22 protein-coding genes are annotated in these 20760 nt (G+C 63.4%); 13 read left to right on the top strand and 9 right to left on the bottom strand.

The genetic code is table 11. The annotated features are described in order from the left end of the window. Nucleotides 1-86 precede the first annotated feature (86 nt). The 10 genes from ACYX4S_RS07885 to ACYX4S_RS07840 all read left to right on the top strand — a co-directional run bounded on the left by ACYX4S_RS07885 (nucleotide 87) and on the right by ACYX4S_RS07840 (nucleotide 10875). Complete coding sequence (locus ACYX4S_RS07885; protein ID WP_422068859.1) at nucleotides 87-2297, top strand: RelA/SpoT family protein; 2211 nt, start codon at nucleotides 87-89, stop codon at nucleotides 2295-2297. 237 nt (nucleotides 2298-2534) lie between these two features. Further along, nucleotides 2535-3116, top strand: coding sequence for a DUF2062 domain-containing protein (locus ACYX4S_RS07880; protein ID WP_293724653.1), 582 nt, complete (start codon nucleotides 2535-2537; stop codon nucleotides 3114-3116). Between the two features lie 78 nt (nucleotides 3117-3194). Next, the gene (locus ACYX4S_RS07875; RefSeq protein WP_476362499.1) at nucleotides 3195-3950 is read left to right on the top strand and encodes a pyridoxine 5'-phosphate synthase; all 756 of its coding nucleotides are present in this window, start codon (nucleotides 3195-3197) and stop codon (nucleotides 3948-3950) included. Nucleotides 3951-3953: 3 nt separating this feature from the next. Next, the gene (gene acpS, locus ACYX4S_RS07870; RefSeq protein ID WP_293724649.1) at nucleotides 3954-4391 is read left to right on the top strand and encodes a holo-ACP synthase; all 438 of its coding nucleotides are present in this window, start codon (nucleotides 3954-3956) and stop codon (nucleotides 4389-4391) included. Nucleotides 4392-4564: 173 nt separating this feature from the next. Beyond that, on the top strand, nucleotides 4565-5365 hold the full coding sequence (gene lepB / locus ACYX4S_RS07865) for a signal peptidase I (protein ID WP_293724647.1): 801 nt from the start codon (nucleotides 4565-4567) through the stop codon (nucleotides 5363-5365). 26 nt (nucleotides 5366-5391) lie between these two features. Continuing rightward, nucleotides 5392-6105, top strand: coding sequence for a ribonuclease III (rnc, locus tag ACYX4S_RS07860; RefSeq protein WP_293724645.1), 714 nt, complete (start codon nucleotides 5392-5394; stop codon nucleotides 6103-6105). A gap of 120 nt (nucleotides 6106-6225) precedes the next feature. Continuing rightward, complete coding sequence (era, locus tag ACYX4S_RS07855; protein ID WP_422068862.1) at nucleotides 6226-7212, top strand: GTPase Era; 987 nt, start codon at nucleotides 6226-6228, stop codon at nucleotides 7210-7212. Nucleotides 7213-7259: 47 nt separating this feature from the next. Then, complete coding sequence (gene recO / locus ACYX4S_RS07850) at nucleotides 7260-8054, top strand: DNA repair protein RecO (protein ID WP_476362498.1); 795 nt, start codon at nucleotides 7260-7262, stop codon at nucleotides 8052-8054. Nucleotides 8055-8126: 72 nt separating this feature from the next. Beyond that, nucleotides 8127-10376 carry a DNA topoisomerase IV subunit A gene (parC, locus tag ACYX4S_RS07845; RefSeq protein ID WP_476362497.1) on the top strand — a complete coding sequence of 750 codons (2250 nt, stop codon included), beginning with the start codon at nucleotides 8127-8129 and terminating at the stop codon, nucleotides 10374-10376. 61 nt (nucleotides 10377-10437) lie between these two features. Further along, nucleotides 10438-10875, top strand: coding sequence for an acyl-CoA thioesterase (locus tag ACYX4S_RS07840; RefSeq protein WP_476362496.1), 438 nt, complete (start codon nucleotides 10438-10440; stop codon nucleotides 10873-10875). Between the two features lie 99 nt (nucleotides 10876-10974). Here the strand turns inward: ACYX4S_RS07840 and ACYX4S_RS07835 are convergent, their stop codons facing one another. The 5 genes from ACYX4S_RS07835 to ACYX4S_RS07815 form a co-directional block, all read right to left on the bottom strand. Continuing rightward, nucleotides 10975-11559 carry a L,D-transpeptidase gene (locus tag ACYX4S_RS07835; RefSeq protein ID WP_476362835.1) on the bottom strand — a complete coding sequence of 195 codons (585 nt, stop codon included), beginning with the start codon at nucleotides 11557-11559 and terminating at the stop codon, nucleotides 10975-10977. A 384-nt stretch (nucleotides 11560-11943) separates the two neighbouring features. Further along, nucleotides 11944-13581, bottom strand: a complete 1638-nt coding sequence (locus ACYX4S_RS07830) for a fumarate hydratase (RefSeq protein ID WP_476362495.1) — start codon at nucleotides 13579-13581, stop codon at nucleotides 11944-11946. Nucleotides 13582-13742: 161 nt separating this feature from the next. Further along, nucleotides 13743-14303, bottom strand: coding sequence for a YceI family protein (locus tag ACYX4S_RS07825; RefSeq protein WP_476362494.1), 561 nt, complete (start codon nucleotides 14301-14303; stop codon nucleotides 13743-13745). A gap of 23 nt (nucleotides 14304-14326) precedes the next feature. Continuing rightward, on the bottom strand, nucleotides 14327-14920 hold the full coding sequence (locus ACYX4S_RS07820; RefSeq protein ID WP_476362493.1) for a cytochrome b: 594 nt from the start codon (nucleotides 14918-14920) through the stop codon (nucleotides 14327-14329). Nucleotides 14921-14979: 59 nt separating this feature from the next. Continuing rightward, on the bottom strand, nucleotides 14980-15555 hold the full coding sequence (locus ACYX4S_RS07815; RefSeq protein ID WP_293724629.1) for a YceI family protein: 576 nt from the start codon (nucleotides 15553-15555) through the stop codon (nucleotides 14980-14982). Between the two features lie 356 nt (nucleotides 15556-15911). Here ACYX4S_RS07815 and ACYX4S_RS07810 point away from each other — a divergent pair, with 356 nt between their 5' ends. Beyond that, complete coding sequence (locus tag ACYX4S_RS07810) at nucleotides 15912-16544, top strand: glutathione S-transferase N-terminal domain-containing protein (protein ID WP_476362492.1); 633 nt, start codon at nucleotides 15912-15914, stop codon at nucleotides 16542-16544. 92 nt (nucleotides 16545-16636) lie between these two features. Here ACYX4S_RS07810 and ACYX4S_RS07805 read toward each other — a convergent pair whose 3' ends face one another. Both ACYX4S_RS07805 and ACYX4S_RS07800 read right to left on the bottom strand, forming a co-directional pair. After that, entirely contained in the window at nucleotides 16637-17287 is a 651-nt protein-coding gene (locus ACYX4S_RS07805; RefSeq protein ID WP_476362834.1) for a L,D-transpeptidase, read from the bottom strand. Nucleotides 17288-17426: 139 nt separating this feature from the next. Next, nucleotides 17427-17792, bottom strand: coding sequence for a gamma-butyrobetaine hydroxylase family protein (locus ACYX4S_RS07800; protein ID WP_422068870.1), 366 nt, complete (start codon nucleotides 17790-17792; stop codon nucleotides 17427-17429). Nucleotides 17793-18050: 258 nt separating this feature from the next. Here ACYX4S_RS07800 and moaA point away from each other — a divergent pair, with 258 nt between their 5' ends. Both moaA and ACYX4S_RS07790 read left to right on the top strand, forming a co-directional pair. Continuing rightward, complete coding sequence (gene moaA, locus ACYX4S_RS07795; protein ID WP_476362491.1) at nucleotides 18051-19052, top strand: GTP 3',8-cyclase MoaA; 1002 nt, start codon at nucleotides 18051-18053, stop codon at nucleotides 19050-19052. A 2-nt stretch (nucleotides 19053-19054) separates the two neighbouring features. Then, a complete protein-coding gene (locus ACYX4S_RS07790; protein WP_476362490.1) occupies nucleotides 19055-19393 on the top strand; it encodes a hypothetical protein in 339 nt (112 codons plus the stop codon). Nucleotides 19394-19411: 18 nt separating this feature from the next. On the opposite strand, the gene ACYX4S_RS07785 is transcribed toward ACYX4S_RS07790, so the two are convergent. Beyond that, nucleotides 19412-20173 carry a DUF3306 domain-containing protein gene (locus ACYX4S_RS07785; RefSeq protein WP_476362489.1) on the bottom strand — a complete coding sequence of 254 codons (762 nt, stop codon included), beginning with the start codon at nucleotides 20171-20173 and terminating at the stop codon, nucleotides 19412-19414. After that, complete coding sequence (locus ACYX4S_RS07780; protein WP_422068874.1) at nucleotides 20170-20709, bottom strand: DUF3305 domain-containing protein; 540 nt, start codon at nucleotides 20707-20709, stop codon at nucleotides 20170-20172. Before ACYX4S_RS07780 ends, ACYX4S_RS07785 begins: the two co-directional genes overlap by 4 nt. Nucleotides 20710-20760: the final 51 nt, after the last annotated feature.

Here is a 20760-nt window from a genome sequence, read left to right as displayed (position 1 = left end):
TTCACGGGATCGCCAGCCGGCCGGCTTCGCCGCCGAACGTGTCGGAGGGCATTTGCTTCGACCGTGAGGATTAAGGCGGCACCGCAATGATGCGGCAATACGAACTCGTTGAACGGGTCCAGAGATACAATCCCAACTGCGACGAGGCCCTGCTCAACAAGGCCTATGTCTACGCCATGCAGAAGCACGGCACGCAGACGCGCGCGTCGGGAGACCCCTTTTTCTCGCATCCTCTCGAGGTCGCCGCGATCCTGACCGATCTGCGGCTCGATGACGCGACGATCGCCGTCGCACTTCTCCACGACACCATCGAGGACACCAGCGCGACGCGCGACGAGATCGACCGCATGTTCGGTCCCGAGATCGGCAAGCTCGTCGACGGACTGACCAAGATCAAGCGGCTCGACCTGGTTTCCAAGCGCGCGAAGCAGGCCGAGAACTTCAGAAAGCTGTTGCTTGCCATCGCGGACGATGTCCGGGTGCTTCTGGTGAAGCTCGCCGACCGCCTGCACAACATGCGCACGCTTCATCACATGCCCGACCACAAGCGGGGTCGCATCGCCGAGGAGACGATGGAGATCTATGCCCCGCTGGCCGGGCGCATGGGCATGCACGATCTGCGCGAGGAACTGGAGGACATTTCGTTCCGCACGCTCTATCCGGAAGCCTACTCCACCATCGTGGACCGGCTCTCGGCGCTCGAGGAAAAGAACAAGAGCCTGATCGGCGACATTGAACACGATCTCGTCGACCGCCTCGAGGAGCGCGGCATCGCGGCCTTGGTGAAGGGGCGCGAGAAGCGGCCCTACTCGATCTTCCGAAAGATGCAGCAGAAGTCGGTCGCCTTCGAGCAGCTCTCCGATATCTACGGCTTCCGCATCATCGTCGGTACCGTTGAAGCCTGCTATCGGGTTCTGGGCGTCGTTCATACCACCTGGCCCTCGGTGCCCGGTCGCTTCAAGGACTACATCTCGACCCCCAAGCAGAACGACTACCGCTCCATTCATACAACGGTCGTCGGCCCCAGCCGGCAACGCGTCGAGCTGCAGGTTCGCACCACCGCGATGGACCGGGTGGCGGAATACGGCATCGCCGCACATGCGCTCTACAAGGATGGAGAGTTCGGCGGACGCAACATCGCAAAGCACAACGATGACAGCCGCGCCTACGAATGGCTGCGGCGCACCATCGAGTTGCTGTCGCAAGGCGACACGCCGGAAGAGTTCCTCGAGAACACCAAGCTGGAGCTCTTCCACGACCAGGTCTTCTGCTTCACGCCCAAGGGGCGCCTGATCGCGCTTCCGCGTGGCGCGACCCCCATCGACTTCGCCTACGCGGTCCACACCGATATCGGCAACACCTGCGTCGGGGCGAAGATCAACGGCCAGATCATGCCGCTCGTCACCCAACTGAGAAACGGTGACGAGGTGGATATCGTGCGCAGCCAGGCGCAGACGCCGCCGCCCGCCTGGGAAACGATTGCCATCACCGGCAAGGCCCGCGCCGCGATTCGCCGCGCGACCAAGGAGTCCGCGCGTCAGCAGTATGGCGCCCTGGGCCGTCACATCCTCGAGCGTGCCTTCCTGCGCGCCGGACATACACTGACCGACGAGGCCCTCGGAGCTGCCCTGCAGCCGCTCGGCTTCGCCCACCAGAGCGATCTTCTGGCCGCGGTCGGTCGTGGCGGGATGCGCGCCCATGAAGTCGTTGCCGCGATCTATCCCGACTACCGCGACGATCGTGCCGTCTCGCCGCCGGTGGGATCCGAGCCCGGATGGTTCGACCTGGAAGCGGGATCCGGAATGAAGTTCCGTGTTCCCGATGGAGACGATGCTGGCGGCCGCCCGGCGCTGCCGATTCGCGGTTTGTCGGGCGACCTGCCCGTGTCCTTCGCGCCCGAGGGCGGAGCGGTTCCAGGCGACCGGATCGTCGGCATCCTGACCCCAGACGTCGGTGTCACGATCTATCCAATCCAGTCGACAGCCCTTCAGGCATTCGAGGATGAAACCGACCGCTGGCTGGACGTCCGCTGGGACATGGCCGCCGACCGGCTTGTGCGTTTTCCCGCGAAAATCAGCGTCTCCGCCCTCAATGAGCCCGGTTCGCTTGCCACCATCGCGGGAGCCATCGCGGATCTGGACGCCAACATCGACAATCTCAAGATGGTGCGCCACGCGGCGGATTTTCACGAAATCCTCATTGATCTCGAGGTATGGGATCTGAAACACCTCACCCACATCATGAACCAGCTTCGGGCCAAACCGAATGTCTCGGGGGTGACGCGGGTGATCGGCTAGAACCCGGATCCACAAGCGAGGTCTGTTCGGCGTGAAAACGGCAAGGAGAGGCTGGGAGCCGTGCCACGGGCGTCGCCCGGCCCAGTCCAGGGGCTTCGACGCCGCCGGCCAGAATCGTTTCCGCATCCCTTCGGGATGTGTCCGCCTCGTTTGTCGGGCCACGTCCTAGGCAAACCACACTGTTCCGGAAACCGGGCCGCCTTCCGGCACGGCCTTCCACTCAAGACCACGGGCACAATGCTTTTCAAACGCCGCACCAAACCCAGTCACCTGGAACGCCTGCGCGTCGCCGTCTGGCCGCGGCACAGCTTTGCCCGCTCCGCCCGCTATTTCTCAAAGCGCGTACTGCGCCTGACCGCCAGTCCGCATGCCATCGCGCTTGGCTTCGCAGCCGGGGCATTTGCATCCTTCACGCCCTTCATCGGCCTGCACTTCATCCTGAGCTTCGTCATTGCCTTCATCATTGGCGGCAACATGCTTGCCGCCGCTCTCGGCACCGCGGTTGGCAACCCCCTCACCTTTCCGCTGATCTGGGCCAGCACCTACAAGGTCGGCACGCTGATCGCCTATGGCGAGGCAAAGACGCTCTCCACCGGAGAAATGAACCGGCATCTCGACGGCAGCCTGCTGGAGAAGTCACTCGATGTGCTGCTGCCGCTGATCAAGCCTATGCTGATCGGTTCGGTGCCGCTTGGTCTTGCAGCCGGTCTCTTCTTCTATTTTCTCGTGCTGTACAGCGTGCGTGGCTACCAACGCGCCCGGCGCCACCGCATCGCCCTGCGCCGGCGCGAGGAGCAGACCTCCGGTCTCGACAGCTAGGGTTCACCGCTCCATAGTCTCGACCGAAGCGGGCGGCCCTGCGTGGACGCCCGACGGACTGTCCGGGAACGACACAGCATGACCACCTCCGCCCTCCGGCTTGGCATCAACATCGACCACGTGGCCACGGTCCGCAACGCGCGCGGCGGGCTGCTGCCCGATCCGGTACGAGCCGCGAAGCTCGCCGAAAAGGCCGGCGCCGACGGGATCACCGCTCACCTGCGCGAGGACCGGCGTCATATTCTGGACGCCGACATCGAACGCCTTTCGAGCGAAATCACCCTGCCGCTCAACTTCGAGATGGCCGCGACCCCCGAAATGGTGGAGATCGCGGTCAGGACACGGCCTCATGCCGCCTGCATCGTTCCGGAGAAGCGCGAGGAGCGCACCACCGAAGGCGGTCTCAACGCCCGGGGGCAGTACAACCACCTGCAGCCGATCATCGCGCGCCTTCGCGATGCCGGCGCGCGCGTCTCTCTTTTCATCGAACCCGACGAAGCACAGCTTGAGGCCGCCATGCGGCTCGGCGCACCGGTCGTTGAGCTCCACACGGGACGTTATTGCGACCTGGTCAACGATGGCGAGACCAGGCAGGCGGCGCACGAGCTCGACCGGTTGCGCGATGCCGCCCGCCTTGGATCAGCCATGGGGCTCGAGATCCATGCCGGCCACGGAATCGCCTTCGACACAGTTACCCGGATCGCGGAAATTCCCGAGCTCGTGGAGCTGAACATCGGCCACTTCCTCGTCGGAGAGGCAATCTTCATCGGCCTTGAAGGGGCAATCCGGGAGATGCGCCGGCTGATGGACGAGGCACGCGCCGGGGCACGTTGACTCATGATCATCGGTATCGGATCCGACCTCATCGACATCCGCCGCATCGAAAAGACGCTTGAGCGGTTCGGCGAACGGTTCGTCAATCGCGTCTTCACCGCGGAAGAGCGAGCACGTTCGGACCGCCGTCGGCTGCGCGCGGCCTCCTACGCCAAGCGTTTCGCAGCGAAGGAGGCCTGTTCCAAGGCGCTTGGAACGGGCATCCGCATGGGTGTGAACTGGCGTGAGATGGGGGTCGTCAACCTGCCGTCCGGCAAGCCGACCCTGCATCTCACGGGCTCCGCCGAACGTCGCCTGTCCGCGCTCGTTCCGATCGGCTTCATTCCACGCATCGATCTGACGATCACGGACGACGATCCCCTCGCCCAGGCGTTCGTCGTCATCAGCGCGTGGCCATCCGACTGGCCCGAACCGGTTTTCGCGGATCCCTCGGACGACTGATCCCGCGCCCGTGGCCGCTGCGCCATTGCGTCGGCGGGGCCTTGCGGCTACAAGCCAAGACGTGACTCCGGCTGCCCTCCCCGGCGCGGATGTCCCGGTCTTCCGTCCTCAGGTGTTTCGGATCGTTCCGCCTGACCATGAGATCTTGGGGCGTGCCCGCCCGGACGGAACAGATGGCGGAAAACGCTCCCGGCACCGGTCGGGACATCGCGAAGGAACAGAAAAGCGTGTCCGAAAAGTCGAAAGCCAAGGAAGGCGGTGTCTACGAAACCGTCAAGGTTCTCGTTCAGGCGTTGCTGCTGGCGCTGATTGTGCGCACCTTCCTCTTCCAGCCGTTCAACATCCCGTCCGGGTCGATGATGGACACGTTGCTGATCGGCGACTACTTGTTCGTTTCCAAGTACAGTTACGGCTATTCGCGCTATTCGTTTCCTTACGGCATCGTTCCCTTCGAAGGCCGGATCTGGGCCAGCGAGCCGGAGCGTGGCGACATCGCGGTGTTCAAGCTGCCGGCGGATAACTCCACCGACTACATCAAGCGGGTGATCGGCCTGCCGGGCGACGAGATCCAGATGATCGACGGCGTCCTGCACATCAACGGAACGGCCGTGGAGCGCACGCGCATCGACGATTTCATCACCACCGATTCCTTCGGCGCCGTGCGCCGCGTCCCACGCTACAGCGAAACGCTTCCCAACGGCGTCAGCTACGAAACACTGGACCTCACGCCGCGCGGCACTTGGGACAACACCGGCGTCTACAAGGTTCCCCCCGGCCACTATTTCATGATGGGCGACAATCGTGACAACTCGACCGACAGCCGCGTGCTTTCGGCGGTCGGGTATGTGCCTTTCGAGAATTTCGTCGGTCGCGCGGAGATGCTGTTCTTCTCTGTCGACGAGCAGGCTTCGGCGTGGATGGTCTGGGAGTGGCCCTGGACCGTGCGCTGGAATCGACTGTTCCGCATTCTCTGAAGGCTCACGCAGACGGGGATGACGCCATGACCGCGCGCAAACGGCAGGTCGCCGGCGAGGCGGCGCTCCAGGAGCGGCTCGACTATCGCTTCCATGATACGAGCCTTCTGACGCGCGCCCTCACCCACGGCAGCGCGACCGCCCGCTCCGGCGCATCGGACGCAAGCTACCAGAGGCTTGAGTTTCTCGGCGACAGGGTGCTCGGCCTCGTGGTTGCCACCATGCTGCATCACGCCTTCCCCAAGGCGGAGGAAGGTGAGCTCGCCCGCCGGCTGAACCAGCTCGTGCGTCGCGAGACCTGCGCCGAGGTCGCGCGCGAACTGGCGCTCGGGGATGCGCTTGTCCTTGGAGACAGCGAAGCTCAGACCGGCGGAAAGCGAAAGACGGCGATCCTTGCCGATGTCTGCGAGGCGGTAATCGCGGCCGTCTATCTGGACGGCGGGATCGAAGCGGCGCAAACTCTCGTCAGGCGGCACTGGGAGCCGCGAATGCGCAGTTACACGGGTCCCTTGCGCGACCCCAAGACAATGCTTCAGGAATGGGCGCAGGGCCGCGGCAAGGCAGCCCCGCACTATGAGATCGTCGAACGCAGCGGCCCCGATCACGCGCCGCGCTTCGTGGTGAGCGTCGAGATCGACGGCGAGGAGCCGGGAACCGGCGCTGGCGGGTCCAAGCGCGTAGCCGAGCAGACGGCGGCCGAGGCAGTGCTGCGGCGCGAGGGGCTTCTGGGCGACGCCTGACGACTGACAGTACTGCCCTTGAGAACAAAGCTTGCCGGACGCCGTTTCTGTCGTGCCGGCTTGAGAGACCAGTTTTCCGGCCGGTTCGCGCGAAGCGCCCCGGGCCGGACCGATGGAGACATGCAGACCTTGACTGAACGGCCCGACAGCGAAGAAGAGCTGAAGCACGACGACGCCCCGAAAGGCGAGGAAACCCTCGATGAGCAATCGGACGGGCCGCTGCGGGCAGGTTTCGTCGCGTTGATAGGCGCCCCCAATGCCGGCAAGTCGACGCTGCTGAACGCGCTTGTTGGCGTGAAGGTCTCCATCGTCACCCACAAGGTGCAGACGACGCGCGCACTCGTGCGCGGCATCGCCATGGACGGCAACTCCCAGATCGTCTTCGTCGACACGCCGGGCATCTTCCGCCCCAGGCGGCGGCTTGAGCGAGCCATGGTCGATACCGCGTGGGGCGGCGCCCGCGACGCTGACATGGTCGCGCTGCTGATCGACGCGAAGAAGGGGATCACGGACGCGGTTGAGGAGATCCTGACAAAACTCGCGGATGTGAAGCTCCCCAAGATCCTGATCCTCAACAAGATCGACATCACGAAACGCGAGAAGCTGCTCGAACTGGCCGAGGCGGCGAACCGGATCGTGTCCTTCGACCAGACCTTCATGGTCTCGGCCCAGACCGGATCCGGTCTCGACGACCTCACGGGCTTTCTTGCGGAACGCATGCCCGAAGGCCCCTGGCTCTACCCCGAGGATCAGGCGTCGGACCTGCCGATGCGGATGCTTGCCGCCGAAATCACGCGCGAGAAGCTGTTCATGCGGCTTCACGAGGAACTTCCCTACATGTCAACCGTCGAGACGGAAATGTGGGAGCAACGCAAGGACGGCTCGGCGCGTATCGAGCAAACCATCTATGTCGAGCGTGACAGCCAGAAGATGATCGTGCTCGGCAAGGGCGGGCGTACCATCAAGGCCATCTCGCAGGCCGCACGCGCCGATATCGCCGAGGCGGCCGGCTGTCCGGTTCACCTGTTTCTCTTCGTCAAGGTGCGTGAAAACTGGTCGGACGATCCGGAGCGCTACCGGGAGATGGGACTGGAATTTCCGAGGTAGAACGGCGCGGGATTGGAAACCGACATCTCGCCGGAGCAGGCATCTCGATGGAATGGAGTGAAACCGGCATCATTCTCGCCACGCGCAAGCATGGCGAAACCAGCCTCATCCTCGAGGTGATGACCCGCGGACGCGGACGGCACCTCGGGCTCGTGCGCGGCGGACGCAGCCGCAAGATGCAGGCTGCACTCCAGCCCGGCAATGAGGCCTCCCTCGTGTGGCGGGCACGCATCGACGACCACCTGGGAATGTTTGCGGTCGAACCGCTTCGTCTGCGCGCGGCCGAACTGATGGCCAGTCCCACCGGGGTCTACGGCATCCAGACCGTTGCCGCGCTCCTCCATCTCCTGCCCGAGCGCGATCCACACCCGATGCTCTATGACGGATTGGAGACGATCCTTGCGCATCTGGGCACACCGGAGATCGCCGGCGCGCTCATGGCCCACTTCGAGCTTCAGGTGCTTGCCGAGCTCGGTTTCGGCCTGGATCTGAGCGAATGCGCGGCGACGGGACGGCGTGACGACCTGATTTACGTCTCCCCAAGGTCTGGCCGCGCCGTGTGCCGCGAGGCGGGACTTCCCTACGCGCCGCGCATGCTTCCCCTGCCCGCCTTCCTGCGCCGCGACGTGGATGATGCCGAGCACGAACACGGGGCCTCTATCGATCTGGAGGCCCTGCGCGAGGCGTTTCGCCTGACCGGCTATTTCCTTCACCGTCACGTTCACGAGCCACGTCAGGTTCCCGTATCGCCGGCACGCGACGGCTTCATCGCGGCACTTTCCAGAAGCGTTGCCGGCGACAATCGGGAAATGACCTCGACAGAGGCCGAAACAAGCACCTGAAACGGCGGTTTTCCGCGCTTTCCCCGCGTCATCCGCGTTGCACGCACACGCGAATGCCTGTAGCCATGAGGCATGGGACAAGACCTGATTCCGCCGGACGGCATCGAGCCGATCGACCTGCGTTCCGCACTCGAGGAGCGCTACCTCTCCTACGCGCTATCGACGATCACCCATCGAGCGCTTCCCGACGTCCGTGACGGACTGAAGCCGGTGCATCGGCGCCTGCTCTATGCAATGCGTCTCCTGAAACTCGACCCCAACGCGGGCTTCAAGAAATGCGCCCGCGTGGTCGGCGACGTGATGGGTAAATACCACCCCCACGGCGATCAGGCGATCTATGACGCACTTGTGCGTCTCGCTCAGGATTTCGCCGTCCGCTATCCGATGATCGACGGCCAGGGCAACTTCGGCAACATCGACGGCGATAGTGCGGCGGCCATGCGTTACACCGAGGCTCGCCTGACCGACGTGGCGGTGCGTACGCTGGACGGTCTCGACGAGGACGCGGTCGATTTCCGCGAGACCTATGACGGGCTCGACAAGGAACCCGTGGTTCTGCCGGGCGGCTTTCCCAATCTGCTCGCCAACGGCGCGGCGGGCATCGCCGTGGGCATGGCAACGTCCATTCCGCCGCATAATGTCGCCGAGATCTGCACAGCCGCCCAGCACCTGATCGACAATCCTCAGGCGACAACCGCCGACCTGCTGCAGTTCGTGCAGGGGCCGGACTTTCCCACCGGCGGCGTGATGGTGCGCGACGACGCAGGTTTCCTGGAGACCTATGAAACCGGTCGCGGCGGCTTTCGCGTTCGCGCCCGCTGGGAGGTGGAGGACCTTGGACGCGGCACCTGGCAGGTGGTCGTCACCGAAATCCCCTACCAGGTGCAGAAGTCACGCCTGATCGAGAAGATCGCGGAGCTTCTCCAGGCCCGCAAGCTGCCGCTCCTCGACGACATCCGCGATGAGTCCGCGGAAGACGTGCGCGTGGTTCTGGTGCCGCGCAGCAAGAACGTCGACGCCACGCTGATGATGGAGTCGCTGTTCAAGCTGACGGACCTGGAGAACCGTTTCTCGCTCAACATGAACGTGCTCTCCGGCGGACGCGTGCCCATGGTGATGGGTCTCCGACAGGTGCTCCGCGAGTGGCTCGATCATCGCAAGGACGTGCTCGTCCGCCGGTCTCAGCATCGCCTCGCGCAGATCGAGCATCGCCTCGAAGTGCTCGGCGGTTACCTGATCGCCTATCTCAACATCGACGAGGTCATCCGCATCATCCGCGAGGAGGACGATGCCAAGGCCTCGCTGAAAGCCGCCTTCGGGCTCACGGACGTGCAGGCCGAAGCGATCCTCAACATGCGCCTGCGCTCCCTGCGCAAGCTCGAGGAAATCGAGATCCGCAAGGAGCACGAGAAGCTCACCAAGGAACGCGATGACCTGCTGACGCTTCTGGGCTCCGACCGTCGCCAGTGGACGCGCATCGGCAAGGAGGTCGGAGCCCTTGCCAAGGCCTACGGCCCCGACACGCCGCTCGGAAAGCGCCGCACGACCTTTGGTGAAGCGACCGACCTCGATCTGACCGACATCCATCAGGCCATGATCGAAAAGGAACCGATCACCGTCATCGTGTCGCAAAAGGGCTGGATCCGTGCGCTGAAGGGGCATCAGAGCGACCTGTCCTCCCTCTCCTTCAAGCAGGACGACAGCCTCAAGCTTTCGCTCTTCGCGGAGACGACGGACAAGCTCCTGATCTTCTCGACCGGCGGCAAGTTCTTCACGCTCGGCGCTGACAAGCTCCCGGGCGGACGCGGGCATGGCGAACCGATCCGCCTGATGGTGGACATGGACGAGGGACACGACGTGGTCGACGTCCTGGTGCACAAGCCCGACCGCCGTTTGCTTGTGATCTCGGACGAGGCACGCGGGTTCGTGGTGAAAGAGGCCGACGTCATTGCCAACACCCGCAAGGGCAAGCAGGTGCTCAACGTGTCGGGACCGGCAGAGGCAAGGCTCTGCGTCGAGGCAGAGGGCGACCATGTCGCCATCATCGGCCGTAACCGTAAGCTTCTGGTGTTCCCGCTCGCCCAGATCGCGGAGATGACGCGCGGCCGTGGCGTGCGCCTGCAGCGCTACCGGGACGGCGGTGTCTCCGATGCCGTGGTCTTCTCCGGCGAGGCCGGTCTGACCTGGGTGGATTCCTCCGGACGCAGCTTCACCCGCTCGCTGGACGAACTTACAGACTGGCGCGGCGACCGGGCCCAGGCGGGTCGCCTGCCTCCCAACGGCTTCCCCCGCTCGAACACCTTCACACCGCGCAAGGGATAAACGGAACGGGACGCGGCCCCGCTCCCTGCCCGTTTCACTTTCGATACAGGAGAGACGCAGGATGTCGGGCCGTCCCATCCCGTTTACCCGCGACGCGTTTCCGGTTCTGCGCACGATCCCTACGCGCTGGATGGACGTCGATACCTACGGCCACGTCAACAACGTGGTCTACCTCAGTTTCTTCGATACGGCCGTGAATGCCTGGCTCATCGAAAACGGTGCGCTCGACCCGAGGACATCGGAGACGGTGTTTCTCGTGGTCGAGACCCGTTGCAGCTATTTTTCCGAACTCGTCTTCCCCGACGACGTGACCGCCGGAATCCGTGTGGCACGTCTGGGCGGCAGCTCCGTCACCTATGAGATCGCCCTGTTTCGTGGAGAGGCCGAAGAAGCATCCGCGCAGGGGAGCTTCGTCCATGTGCTGGTTGACGCCAAGACACGGCGCTCGGTTCCCATCGACGAGGCACGCCGCCGCCTTCTCGCCTCTATCACCGTTTGATCCGGCCGCTCGACGACGCATGCGAAAAGGGCCGGAGAAATCTCCGGCCCTTCCCAACACGTCGATCTTTCGGCTTCGCTTGCGCTCGGCCTTGCAGCCTCAGCGCTTGACCACGACGCGGGTTCCCACCTTGACGTTGTCATAGAGGTGGATGACATCGTCGTTCGCCATTCGGATGCAGCCCGAGGAGACAGCGGTTCCGATCGTCCAGGGCTCGTTGGACCCATGGATCCGGTACAGCGACGATCCCAGGTACATGGCGCGGGCACCGAGCGGATTGTTCGGACCACCTTCCATGTAGGCGGGAAGCTTGCGGCCCTTGCGACGCTCGCGCGCGATCATCTGCGGCGGCGGCGTCCAGCCCGGCCACTCGGCCTTGCGGGTGATGTTCTTGGTTCCTGCCCACTGGAACCCCTCACGGCCAACACCGATGCCGTATTTCATCGCCCGACCACCCGGCAGCACGTGGTAGAGACGGCGCTCTCCGGTGTCGATGACGATGGTTCCCGGCGCATAGGGGCCGTCATAGCTGACGCGCTCGCGCGGAATCGGCGACTTTCCACTCGGAACCCCGTAGGCGGAGTATTCCTTCCACTCGCGCGTGACCGGGTCGAAAAAGCGGCTGGCGGAGGCCGGCGTTGCAACAACGGCGGCCACGAGCATTACACCAAGCAAGCGAAACATGCGCATTCTGTCATTCCCATCCCTGCTCGGGGCTGCATGAAGAGACGGATCTCGAGCAACGCCCCTGCAACGAAAACGTGATCGGCTCAGGTCATCCGGAGCACGACGCTCCGAACAGGCCAGGCCCCGGTCTCCGCCACATCGGCAGTCAGGGAATTGGCCCATGTAAGCACTATCCCCGGGCGACGTTGCAGCGCGGTTAACGAAAGCCTGCCTCGAACCCAGAGTATGGCGAATGAAAGGCGAACGCTGTGGTGATCTGAATCACAAGGACGTGAGGTCAGTTGCAGGTTTCCCTGCATTTTGGGGGGCAAATGCCACGAAAAAGGCCGGGGCGATCCGCCGCCCCGGCCCACGCTTCGAGAATGTCCGCGCCTTGCAGCCTCAGCCGAGGTTCAGCTCCTTGAAGAAGTCGTTCCCCTTGTCGTCAATGACGATGAAGGCGGGGAAGTCCTCGACCTCGATCTTCCAGATCGCTTCCATCCCCAGTTCCTCGAACTCGACAACCTCGACCTTCTTGATGCAGTCCTGCGCGAGACGCGCGGCCGGGCCGCCAATCGAGCCGAGATAGAAACCGCCATGTGCCTGGCAGGCCCGGCGCACCTGGGCCGAACGGTTACCCTTGGCAAGCATCACCATCGACCCGCCGGCAGCCTGGAACTGGTCGACATAAGCATCCATGCGCCCGGCCGTCGTGGGACCGAACGCCCCCGAGGCATAGCCCTCCGGCGTCTTGGCGGGGCCAGCGTAATAGATCGGGTGGTTCTTGAAATAGTCGGGAAGCGGCTCGCCCTTCTCAAGCCGCTCGCGCAGCTTGGCATGAGCAAGATCGCGCGCCACGATCAGCGGCCCCGTGAGCGAGAGCCGCGTCTTGATCGGGTGGCGCGTGAGTTCAGCCAGGATCTCCGGCATCGGACGGGTCAAATCAACCTTGACCACATGGTCGGAAAGCGCATCGCTGGTGACCTCGGGCATGTACTTGTGCGGCTCGCGCTCTAGCGCCTCGAGGAAGATGCCTTCCTTGGTAATCTTGCCGAGCGCCTGCCGGTCCGCCGAGCAGGACACGCCGATGCCGATGGGAAGCGAGGCGCCATGGCGCGGCATGCGGATCACGCGGACGTCGTGGCAGAAATACTTGCCGCCGAACTGGGCGCCCACCCCCGTTGCCTGCGTCAGCTTGTGGATCTGCTCTTCCATCTCGTGATCGCGGAAGGCATGGCCAAGTGCGGAGCCGTGATCCGGCAAGGCATCCAGATAGCGCGCCGAGGCGAGCTTGACCGCCTTGAGGTTCAGTTCGGCGGAAGTGCCTCCGATCACCACTGCCAGATGATACGGCGGACAGGCGGCAGTGCCGAGCGTCAGGACCTTCTCCCTGATGAACTCGACGAGCCGCTCGGGCGTCAGCAGCGAGGGCGTCCCCTGAAACAGGAAGGTCTTGTTGGCCGACCCTCCGCCCTTGGCCATGAACAGGAACTTGTAGGCGTCATCGCCCTCGGAATAGAGCTCGACCTGTGCCGGCATGTTGTTCGCGGTGTTCTTCTCCTCGAACATGGAGATCGGCGCGAGCTGGGAGTAGCGCAGGTTCTTCTTGAAGTAGGCGTCGCGCGCGCCCTCGCCGAGCGCTGCCTCATCACTTCCGTCGGTCCAGACCCGGCGCCCCTTCTTGCCCATGATGATGGCCGTGCCGGTGTCCTGGCACATGGGCAGAACGCCATGAGCCGAGATGTTCGCGTTCTTCAGGAGGTCGAAGGCAACGAACTTGTCGTTCTCCGTCGCTTCCGGATCCTCGAGAATACGGGCGAGCTGTGCAAGATGCCCCGGGCGCAGGAAGTGATTGATGTCGGCGAAAGCCTCTTCCGCCAGGAGCTTCAACCCCTCGGGCTCCACCACCAGAACCTCTTCGCCACGGAATGTCTCCGTGGAAACGAAATCGGAGGTGAGCTTGCGGTAGGGCGTTTCATCCTTGCCCAGCGGAAAAAGGGTGGAATGATTGTAGGACGGCGGAGTTTTCGGCTCGGACATGGTTCTGCCTTGGCTGGGTCGGCGTGTTGCGGACCGGAAAGCGAACGGGATCGTGCCGACCTTCTACGCCAAAGGGCGCCGCCGCGCCAAGTCGGCGCGGCGAACAAATTCAACTCGCTGGACAACCGGTCCCGAAGAGACGCCGGGGTGTTCTCCCCGGATCAGCGGGTGGCGGTGATATCCAGTATCACCTTTACCTCGTCCGCGACCGTTCCGGTGGGAATGTCGGATCCGAGCGAATATGCGGTGCGTGCCAGCGGGACCTCGGCGGTGGCATGGGCCGTGTCGCCATCGATTTCCAGCGTGAACGGGAGAACGAAGGACTTCGACACGCCCTTGATCGTCAGTTCGCCGGAAGCCTCATAGGTATTCTCGCCGGTCCCGGTGATTTGCGACGACGTGAACACGGCCTCCGGGGTCGAGGCGACGTCGAACCACGCGCCCCCGGGCAGTGTGCCGTCGATCTGGGCCTGACCGGTCGCGGCCGACCCGGTGCGAACCCGCGCCTCGATACGCGCGGAAGCGAGATCGGAGGGATCGAGCGTGATATCGGCCGACCAGTCGGAGAAGGCGCCCTCTACCGGCGCGCCGTTCTGCATCGCGATGAAGGCAAGCCGGCTGTTGTCCCGGTCCACCGTCCAGGTGTCGGCAAACGCCGGAGAGACCAGAAATGCCAACGGCAGGAACAGTGCCGCACGGCGTGCAAGGGTCAATACAGTCATCAAGGTCTCCGTCAGAATGACAGTCAGATGCGCCCGGAAGAACCGGCGGCGCGCGTCGAGATCATGCGCCGAAGCACCACGTCCCGATTGATGAAATGATGCTTGAGTGCCGCGGCCACATGCAGCAACACCAGCACGAGCAGCAGGTTGCCGACGATCTCGTGCACACTTTTCAGCGTCGCCTCCGCAGCCGCCTTGTCACCAAGCGCGGCCGGCACGGGAAGATGGGGAACCGGCAGGACCTCGAAGAGAACCGTCGGAATGCCCCAGGGCGAAGCGGACACTATGAGCCAGCCGGACAGGGGCAGCAGGATCATCGCGCCGTAAAGGCCAGCATGCCCGAGCCTGGACGCGAGCCGCTCGTACCAGGGCATCCCATCGGGGAGCTCGGGTGACGGGTTCAGCGCGCGCCAGACAAGGCGCGCGAGAACAAGCGCCAGCGCGACAAAGCCGAAGGACTTGTGCCACTGGTACAGCGCGAAAGTGTCAGGCGCCATCGGGTCGAGATCGGTCATGATCTTGCCGAGCACGAAAAGCCCCGCCATCAGAAGCGCCATCGTCCAGTGAAAAGCGATCGCAACGGCCCCAAAGCCGCTGGTCGTGTTGCGTATCTGCATGGCCTGTCTCCGTGCCCGACAGGGCTCCCGGACGATTGTCGTCGTCCGGGAGGAACCCCTTACTTGGCCTGCAGCGCTTCGGCACTGAACGTGATCGTCACGTCATCGCCGACATAGGGGACGAACTTGTCCATACCGAAATCGGAGCGCTTGACGACGGTGGTTGCGTCGAGCCCGACGGCGGGAACCTTTGCCATCGGATGTTCGCCGATGGAGTTGACGGTAACATCAAAGGTGACCGGCTTCGTGATGTCCTTGATGGTCAGGTCGCCGGACACGGAAAGAGTGTCGTCGCCGGTCTTCTCGACCGAGGTCGAGACGAAGGTCGCCTTGGGGAACTTGGCGACATCGAAGAAGTCCGCGCTCTTGAAATGCGTGTCACGCTCGCCCCAGAACGTGTCGAGGCTGTCGATGTCCACGGTGAAGTTGATCTTGGAATTCGCCGGCTCGTCCTGGTCGATCACCAGATCTCCCTCCCAGGAGCCGAACCGCCCATCGGTCGTGGAATATCCAAGGTGGCTGTAGGAGAAGGCCAGATTGGCGTGGGACTTGTCGAACTCGTAGGCGACGGGCTCGGCAAGAACCGGGGTCGCGAAAACGAGGGCGGCAAGAGCCGGGGCGGCAAAGCGGATCATGCGATACTCTCCTGTGAGTTCGGCCAAAGCAAAGGCTTTGGCCTGTCATCTTGGGCGCGGGATCGTCCGCCCCGCGCGAGGGCTGTCCGCCAGCGGCGGCGACCCCCATGAGATCGTATGGCACTGCAACATCATCAACTGCGTGCGGCTGGAAAGACTGTCTTCGGAAATCGAACAATCACTCAAAGGCAGCACGGATTGTCACCCTTGCCCTGCGACACCTGTGCCGACACCGGTTTCGCTGGTTGAGACCGGCGCGCGGATCGGAGAATGTCTGACATCAAACGGGAAACACGCGGGCGACATCGCACCGATGCGGGCGGAGAAGGCCATGCGACCCTGGCAGGAGCGCAAGTATGATTGATCTCTACACCTGGACAACGCCGAACGGCCGCAAGGTGTCCATCATGCTCGAGGAATGTGGTCTCGAGTACGAGGTATTTCCCATCGACATCATGGGGCGCGAGCAGTTTGCCCCTGCCTTTCTTCACATCTCCCCGAATGGCAAGATCCCCGCGATCGTTGATCGGGAGGCTGGCCTCAGCCTCATGGAGTCGGGCGCGATCCTGCTGTATCTGGCCGAAAAGACGGGGCGCTTCCTTCCCGCCTCGGGCGCGGAGCGGCTTCGGGTCATCGAATGGCTGATGTGGCAGATGGGTGGCTTTGGCCCGATGCTCGGCCAGGCACACCATTTCCTGCACTTCAATCCGGGCAAGGCCCCCTACGCCGAGGAGCGCTACGGCAAGGAGGCGGAGCGCCTTTACAGGGTGCTCGACCGCCAGCTCGAGACGCATGAGTTCGTCGCTGGCGCCTACTCCATCGCCGATATGTCCATCTGGCCCTGGGCAAGCCGGTTCGAGTGGCAGGGCATAGACCTGGCCGACTATCCCAATGTCCGGCGCTGGTATCTCGACGTCGCGGGGCGCCCGGCCGTTCAGCGCGGATATGACGTCCCCGCGAGGACCAATCCGATCCCCCTGCCCGCCTGACCTCTTTCACGTGATATCGGACCAAACGCAAAACGCCCGCATCCGTAACGGTGCGGGCGCTTTTCGTCAGAGCCGGCGTGAATTGTCGGAACTCAGCCCAGGACCACGACCTTGGTTCCAAGCTCCACGCGATTGTAAAGGTCGATCACATCCTGCTGCCACATGCGGATACAGCCCGACGAGGCATTCGTGCCGATGGAGCGGGGCTGGTTCGTCCCGTGAATTCGGTAGAGCGTGTCTTTGTTGCCCTGCCAGAGGTAGAGCCCTCGCGCACCGATCGGGTTGCGCGGCCCGCCATCCTGTCCGTCGCGGTACTTTTCCAGCTTCGGATCGCGCTCGATCATCTCTGCTGGCGGGAACCACTTCGGCCATTCGCGCTTGAAGCGGATCACGGCATCGCCCTGCCAGGCGAAACCTGCACGCCCGACGCCGATCCCGTAACGGATCGCCCTGCCTCCAGGCTGGACGAGATAGAGAAACTTGTTGGCCGGGTCGACGACGATCGTTCCGGCCGGATGGGAGGTGTGGTAGCGCACCGTCTGACGAAGATAACGGGGATCCACCGACTGCCAGGGAATGGCGGGTAGGTTGAAACCGCCGTCACGCACCGGCCCATAGGCCACCGCGTAGTTGGGCTTGCCTTCGTCGGTGATGGTCAGACCGGCGTTGCGGATTGCCTGGGTCTTTGTCTGGCAGGCGGCGATGAGAAGCGGCAGGCCGAAAACGAGACCGCGGCGGCTCATCATCCCGGCGCGCTCTTCTGTGAATGACTTGGTGGGAGGCAAGGCTCATGGTCTCCGATGATTCCCTTGAAGACAACTATGCCGGTGAGTCTGCTTCCCTGTCGACGCAAGAACACGCCCGTCCGGGCCTGACGAGCGGTCAACGGTCCCGGCTCAGGCCTTTCTCTTCCAGTTCCTTCAGATAGCTCTCCCACAGCGTCTCGCGCTCCCGCGCGAAAGTCATGAACTGGTCCCAGGAATAAATGCCCGAATTGTGCATGTCGTCGAAATGCAGCCGGACGGCGTAATTTCCAACCGGATCGATCTTGAGGATCTCGACATTCCGTTTTCCCGGCACGGTCTTTCGCTGATCCGGGGAATGTCCCTGCACTTCGGCGGAGGGGGAATTGACCCTCAGGAACTCCGCGTCGAACGCATGGCTTTCGCCATTGTTGAAGGAAACCGTCAGGACCTTGCGGTCCTTGCTGAGGCGCAACTCGGTTGGCCAGGGTTTGTCATCGGCCACGTTCATTGCTCCCTTCGCGGCAGGTCAAGATTGAGATAGGTTCTCGCGGACGATACAGACCCGAGCCCCGAGAGCAAGGGCAGGAAAACCGAAATCGCCAAGATCGATTGACGGCCCCCTTCAATCGGATACCTTTCGAACTAAATGACAGGGAAACGACGGTCGATACAGTGTACGACCCGACCCGGAAAGATCCGGCGAGCAAGGCGGGCGATAGAACGCCCCGGCAGCCGACGGAGGAGCAAGGACGCCATTTCCATGTCCCAGCCGATGATCGACCCCTTCGGTCGAACCGTGAACTATCTGCGTGTTTCCGTTACGGACCGTTGCGACTTCCGCTGCGTCTACTGCATGGCGGAAGACATGACGTTCCTCCCCAAGCGTGAAGTCCTGAGCCTTGAGGAGCTGGACCGCCTCTGCTCGGCGTTCATCGACAAGGGGGTGCGCAAACTGCGCCTGACCGGCGGCGAACCGCTCGTGCGCAAGAACATCATGAGCCTCATCCGCAGTCTGTCACGTCACCTCGACAGCGGCGCGCTCGAGGAACTCACGATCACCACCAACGGATCGCAGCTCGCGCGCTTCGCGGACGAACTGGCCGCCTGCGGCATCAAACGCATCAATGTCTCCATCGACACGCTCGACCCGCAGAAGTTCAAGACCGTCACCCGATGGGGAGATCTCGGCAAGGTGATGGACGGCATTCGCGCGGCTAGGGAAGCCGGGCTCGCGATCAAGGTGAACATGGTCGCGCTCAAGGGCGTCAACGAGCATGAAATCGTGCCCATGATGAAGTGGTGCCACGAAAACGCTCATGACCTGACTCTCATCGAGACCATGCCGCTCGGCGAGATCAACGAGGACCGTACCGACCAGTATCTGCCGCTCGACCGCGTGCGCGCGATGATCGCCGAGAACCACACGCTCGAGGACATTCCCTACAAGACGGGAGGCCCGGCACGATACGTGAAGGTTCGCGAGACCGGGGGACGCGTCGGGTTCATTACGCCGATGACCCATAACTTCTGCGAAAGCTGCAACCGCGTGCGGGTGACATGCACCGGCATGCTCTACATGTGCCTTGGGCAGGAGGACAATGCGGACCTGCGTGCCGCGCTGCGGGCCTCCGAGAGCGACGAGTTGCTGTATCAGGCAATCGACGAGGCTATCGGCCGAAAGCCCGAGGGACATGACTTCGTCATCGACCGCAACAGGCCGCAGGTGGCGGTATCGCGGCACATGAGCGTCACCGGGGGCTGACCGTGGCGCAGGACGTGAGGACAACGTCCCCTTCCCGCCCCCATCCCGACCACCTGACTGCCAGGATTGCGGCCTTCGCCCTCGCCCTTGGCGGGCTCGCCCTCATGGGCTGGATCGGATTCTTCGGGTTCGCGGGCGTTGCCCTCACGCCCTTTGCGAACATCGTAGCTGGCAGTGAAGCGACGGCGAGCGGCAATCCAGCCCTGGAAGCCTGTCTGGCCGAACGCGTCGGGGCGGTCGACGCCATGCGTCGCGACGGCGTGGTCTCGGACGCGCAATACGACACGTTTCGCGCACGTGCCGTCAGCTATTGCCGTGCTGAGAATCCTCCCCCGCTGTAAGACAAGCCGGAACTGCTCCTACTCAAACCGCATCCGGCGCCTGGAAGGTGGACGTACAGGCTTTTTTTGCGGACGCGTGACCGGCTCACTTTCTTCAGGACCCAGAAATACGGCCTCCGGATCGTCGGGCTCACTCGCAAGCTCGGCGGATACGATCTCTCGCGGCGGATCATCCGAAAAATCGATTGCCTCACCGTCAGACGATGCGTCTTGCATGTCGTCACCGGGCGCTTCTGCCTCGGTTTTATCAGAAACAGACTCCACCACAGGCACGTCGTCCGCGGCCCCGTCCTCCGCCTTTTCATCCATCCAGCCGAAACCACGGCCGACCTGCCACGAACTGCGGAACCCTTCGCTCAACACCTCGACGTTGCGGAAGTCCTCATCGTAGTCATTCAAGCCGTCGACGCAGGCCAGAACGGGATCAGACGTCCAGAGCTTGCGCAGTGCCCGGCGCTTGAGTTCACGGCTCACACCTTGCTTCAAAAATGCCGAATAGTCCGATGAAATTTCGAGACTATCGATATCTATGGCTTCAGCCGCTTCCTGATTCTCGACGCCGATGCGAGCCGCCTCCTCGGCCGGGGTTTCTCCGGTCTCTGCCGGGGCATCTTCGACCGGCGTTTCCTGCCTCGTCTCGGCGGGGACATCCGATGCGTCGACCACAGGCCGTCCGTGGGCAGCCTCCTGCTTCAGTCGCGACCAGCGCCCGAGAAATCCGCCACGCTCATCTGCCTCGTCGGCCCCCCTGCTGTCTCGTCCGTCGCGCCGGATGCTCACGCCTGGCCCTCCTCCGGATCGTGACGAAGTGAGGTATAAACCGGGTCCTTTCCGAAAATCTGCTTCTCGATCTGCACCTTGTCACGGCGCCGCTTGCGGAATGCCGGCGCCTCCGGAATCTCGCTCAAAAATCGCGCCATCCATGCAAGGGTCGCGCGCGGCATCTCGATCTTTTCGACAAGACCCTCGGCGCTGTCGAGCGCTCCCTGGGCCTCATAGGGGTCCGCCGTGACCCCGCGCACGCGAAACGGCGGCTGTGCTCCCGGTTCGTCGTCCAGCATCACCCACAACTTGGGCGCCCCGGTTTCGATGTTGGCGTCATACGCCTCGACCATCTTGTGGTGAAGCGTCAGCGGATGGGGGGCGTTGAGATACCTCACGCGGCCCTCGCCCTCCTCGCTCATGAGCATCCAGCCATCCGTCTCCGGCGCATCGGTGACGACATCGGCCACGCGCCAAATCCAGTCAGCCCAGGGCGAGGTCGCGGGCTCGCGTTCAAGGATGACGCCGAAGAATGTGGTGGTCTCGCGTTGCACGCCGATTCCCTTGTTCCAGCCAGTTGTTCACAGCCGCAACTCACGCGAGCC

The sequence above is a fragment of the Stappia sp. ABD4_338 genome (assembly GCF_056312175.1).
The sequence above is the reverse complement of the archived record's forward strand: the minus strand, read 5'-3'. Positions and strand labels throughout refer to the sequence as shown.

Bases quoted from the DNA above. Each gene is read 5' to 3' on its own strand.
- ACYX4S_RS07885 (WP_422068859.1), top strand. From the start codon at position 87: ATGATGCGGCAATACGAACTCGTTGAACGGGTCCAGAGATACAATCCC.
- ACYX4S_RS07880 (WP_293724653.1), top strand. From the start codon at position 2,535: ATGCTTTTCAAACGCCGCACCAAACCCAGTCACCTGGAACGCCTGCGC.
- ACYX4S_RS07875 (WP_476362499.1), top strand. From the start codon at position 3,195: ATGACCACCTCCGCCCTCCGGCTTGGCATCAACATCGACCACGTGGCC.
- acpS (WP_293724649.1), top strand. From the start codon at position 3,954: ATGATCATCGGTATCGGATCCGACCTCATCGACATCCGCCGCATCGAA.
- lepB (WP_293724647.1), top strand. From the start codon at position 4,565: ATGGCGGAAAACGCTCCCGGCACCGGTCGGGACATCGCGAAGGAACAG.
- rnc (WP_293724645.1), top strand. From the start codon at position 5,392: ATGACCGCGCGCAAACGGCAGGTCGCCGGCGAGGCGGCGCTCCAGGAG.
- era (WP_422068862.1), top strand. From the start codon at position 6,226: ATGCAGACCTTGACTGAACGGCCCGACAGCGAAGAAGAGCTGAAGCAC.
- recO (WP_476362498.1), top strand. From the start codon at position 7,260: ATGGAATGGAGTGAAACCGGCATCATTCTCGCCACGCGCAAGCATGGC.
- parC (WP_476362497.1), top strand. From the start codon at position 8,127: ATGGGACAAGACCTGATTCCGCCGGACGGCATCGAGCCGATCGACCTG.
- ACYX4S_RS07840 (WP_476362496.1), top strand. From the start codon at position 10,438: ATGTCGGGCCGTCCCATCCCGTTTACCCGCGACGCGTTTCCGGTTCTG.
- ACYX4S_RS07835 (WP_476362835.1), bottom strand. From the start codon at position 11,559: ATGTTTCGCTTGCTTGGTGTAATGCTCGTGGCCGCCGTTGTTGCAACG.
- ACYX4S_RS07830 (WP_476362495.1), bottom strand. From the start codon at position 13,581: ATGTCCGAGCCGAAAACTCCGCCGTCCTACAATCATTCCACCCTTTTT.
- ACYX4S_RS07825 (WP_476362494.1), bottom strand. From the start codon at position 14,303: ATGACTGTATTGACCCTTGCACGCCGTGCGGCACTGTTCCTGCCGTTG.
- ACYX4S_RS07820 (WP_476362493.1), bottom strand. From the start codon at position 14,920: ATGCAGATACGCAACACGACCAGCGGCTTTGGGGCCGTTGCGATCGCT.
- ACYX4S_RS07815 (WP_293724629.1), bottom strand. From the start codon at position 15,555: ATGATCCGCTTTGCCGCCCCGGCTCTTGCCGCCCTCGTTTTCGCGACC.
- ACYX4S_RS07810 (WP_476362492.1), top strand. From the start codon at position 15,912: ATGATTGATCTCTACACCTGGACAACGCCGAACGGCCGCAAGGTGTCC.
- ACYX4S_RS07805 (WP_476362834.1), bottom strand. From the start codon at position 17,287: ATGAGCCGCCGCGGTCTCGTTTTCGGCCTGCCGCTTCTCATCGCCGCC.
- moaA (WP_476362491.1), top strand. From the start codon at position 18,051: ATGTCCCAGCCGATGATCGACCCCTTCGGTCGAACCGTGAACTATCTG.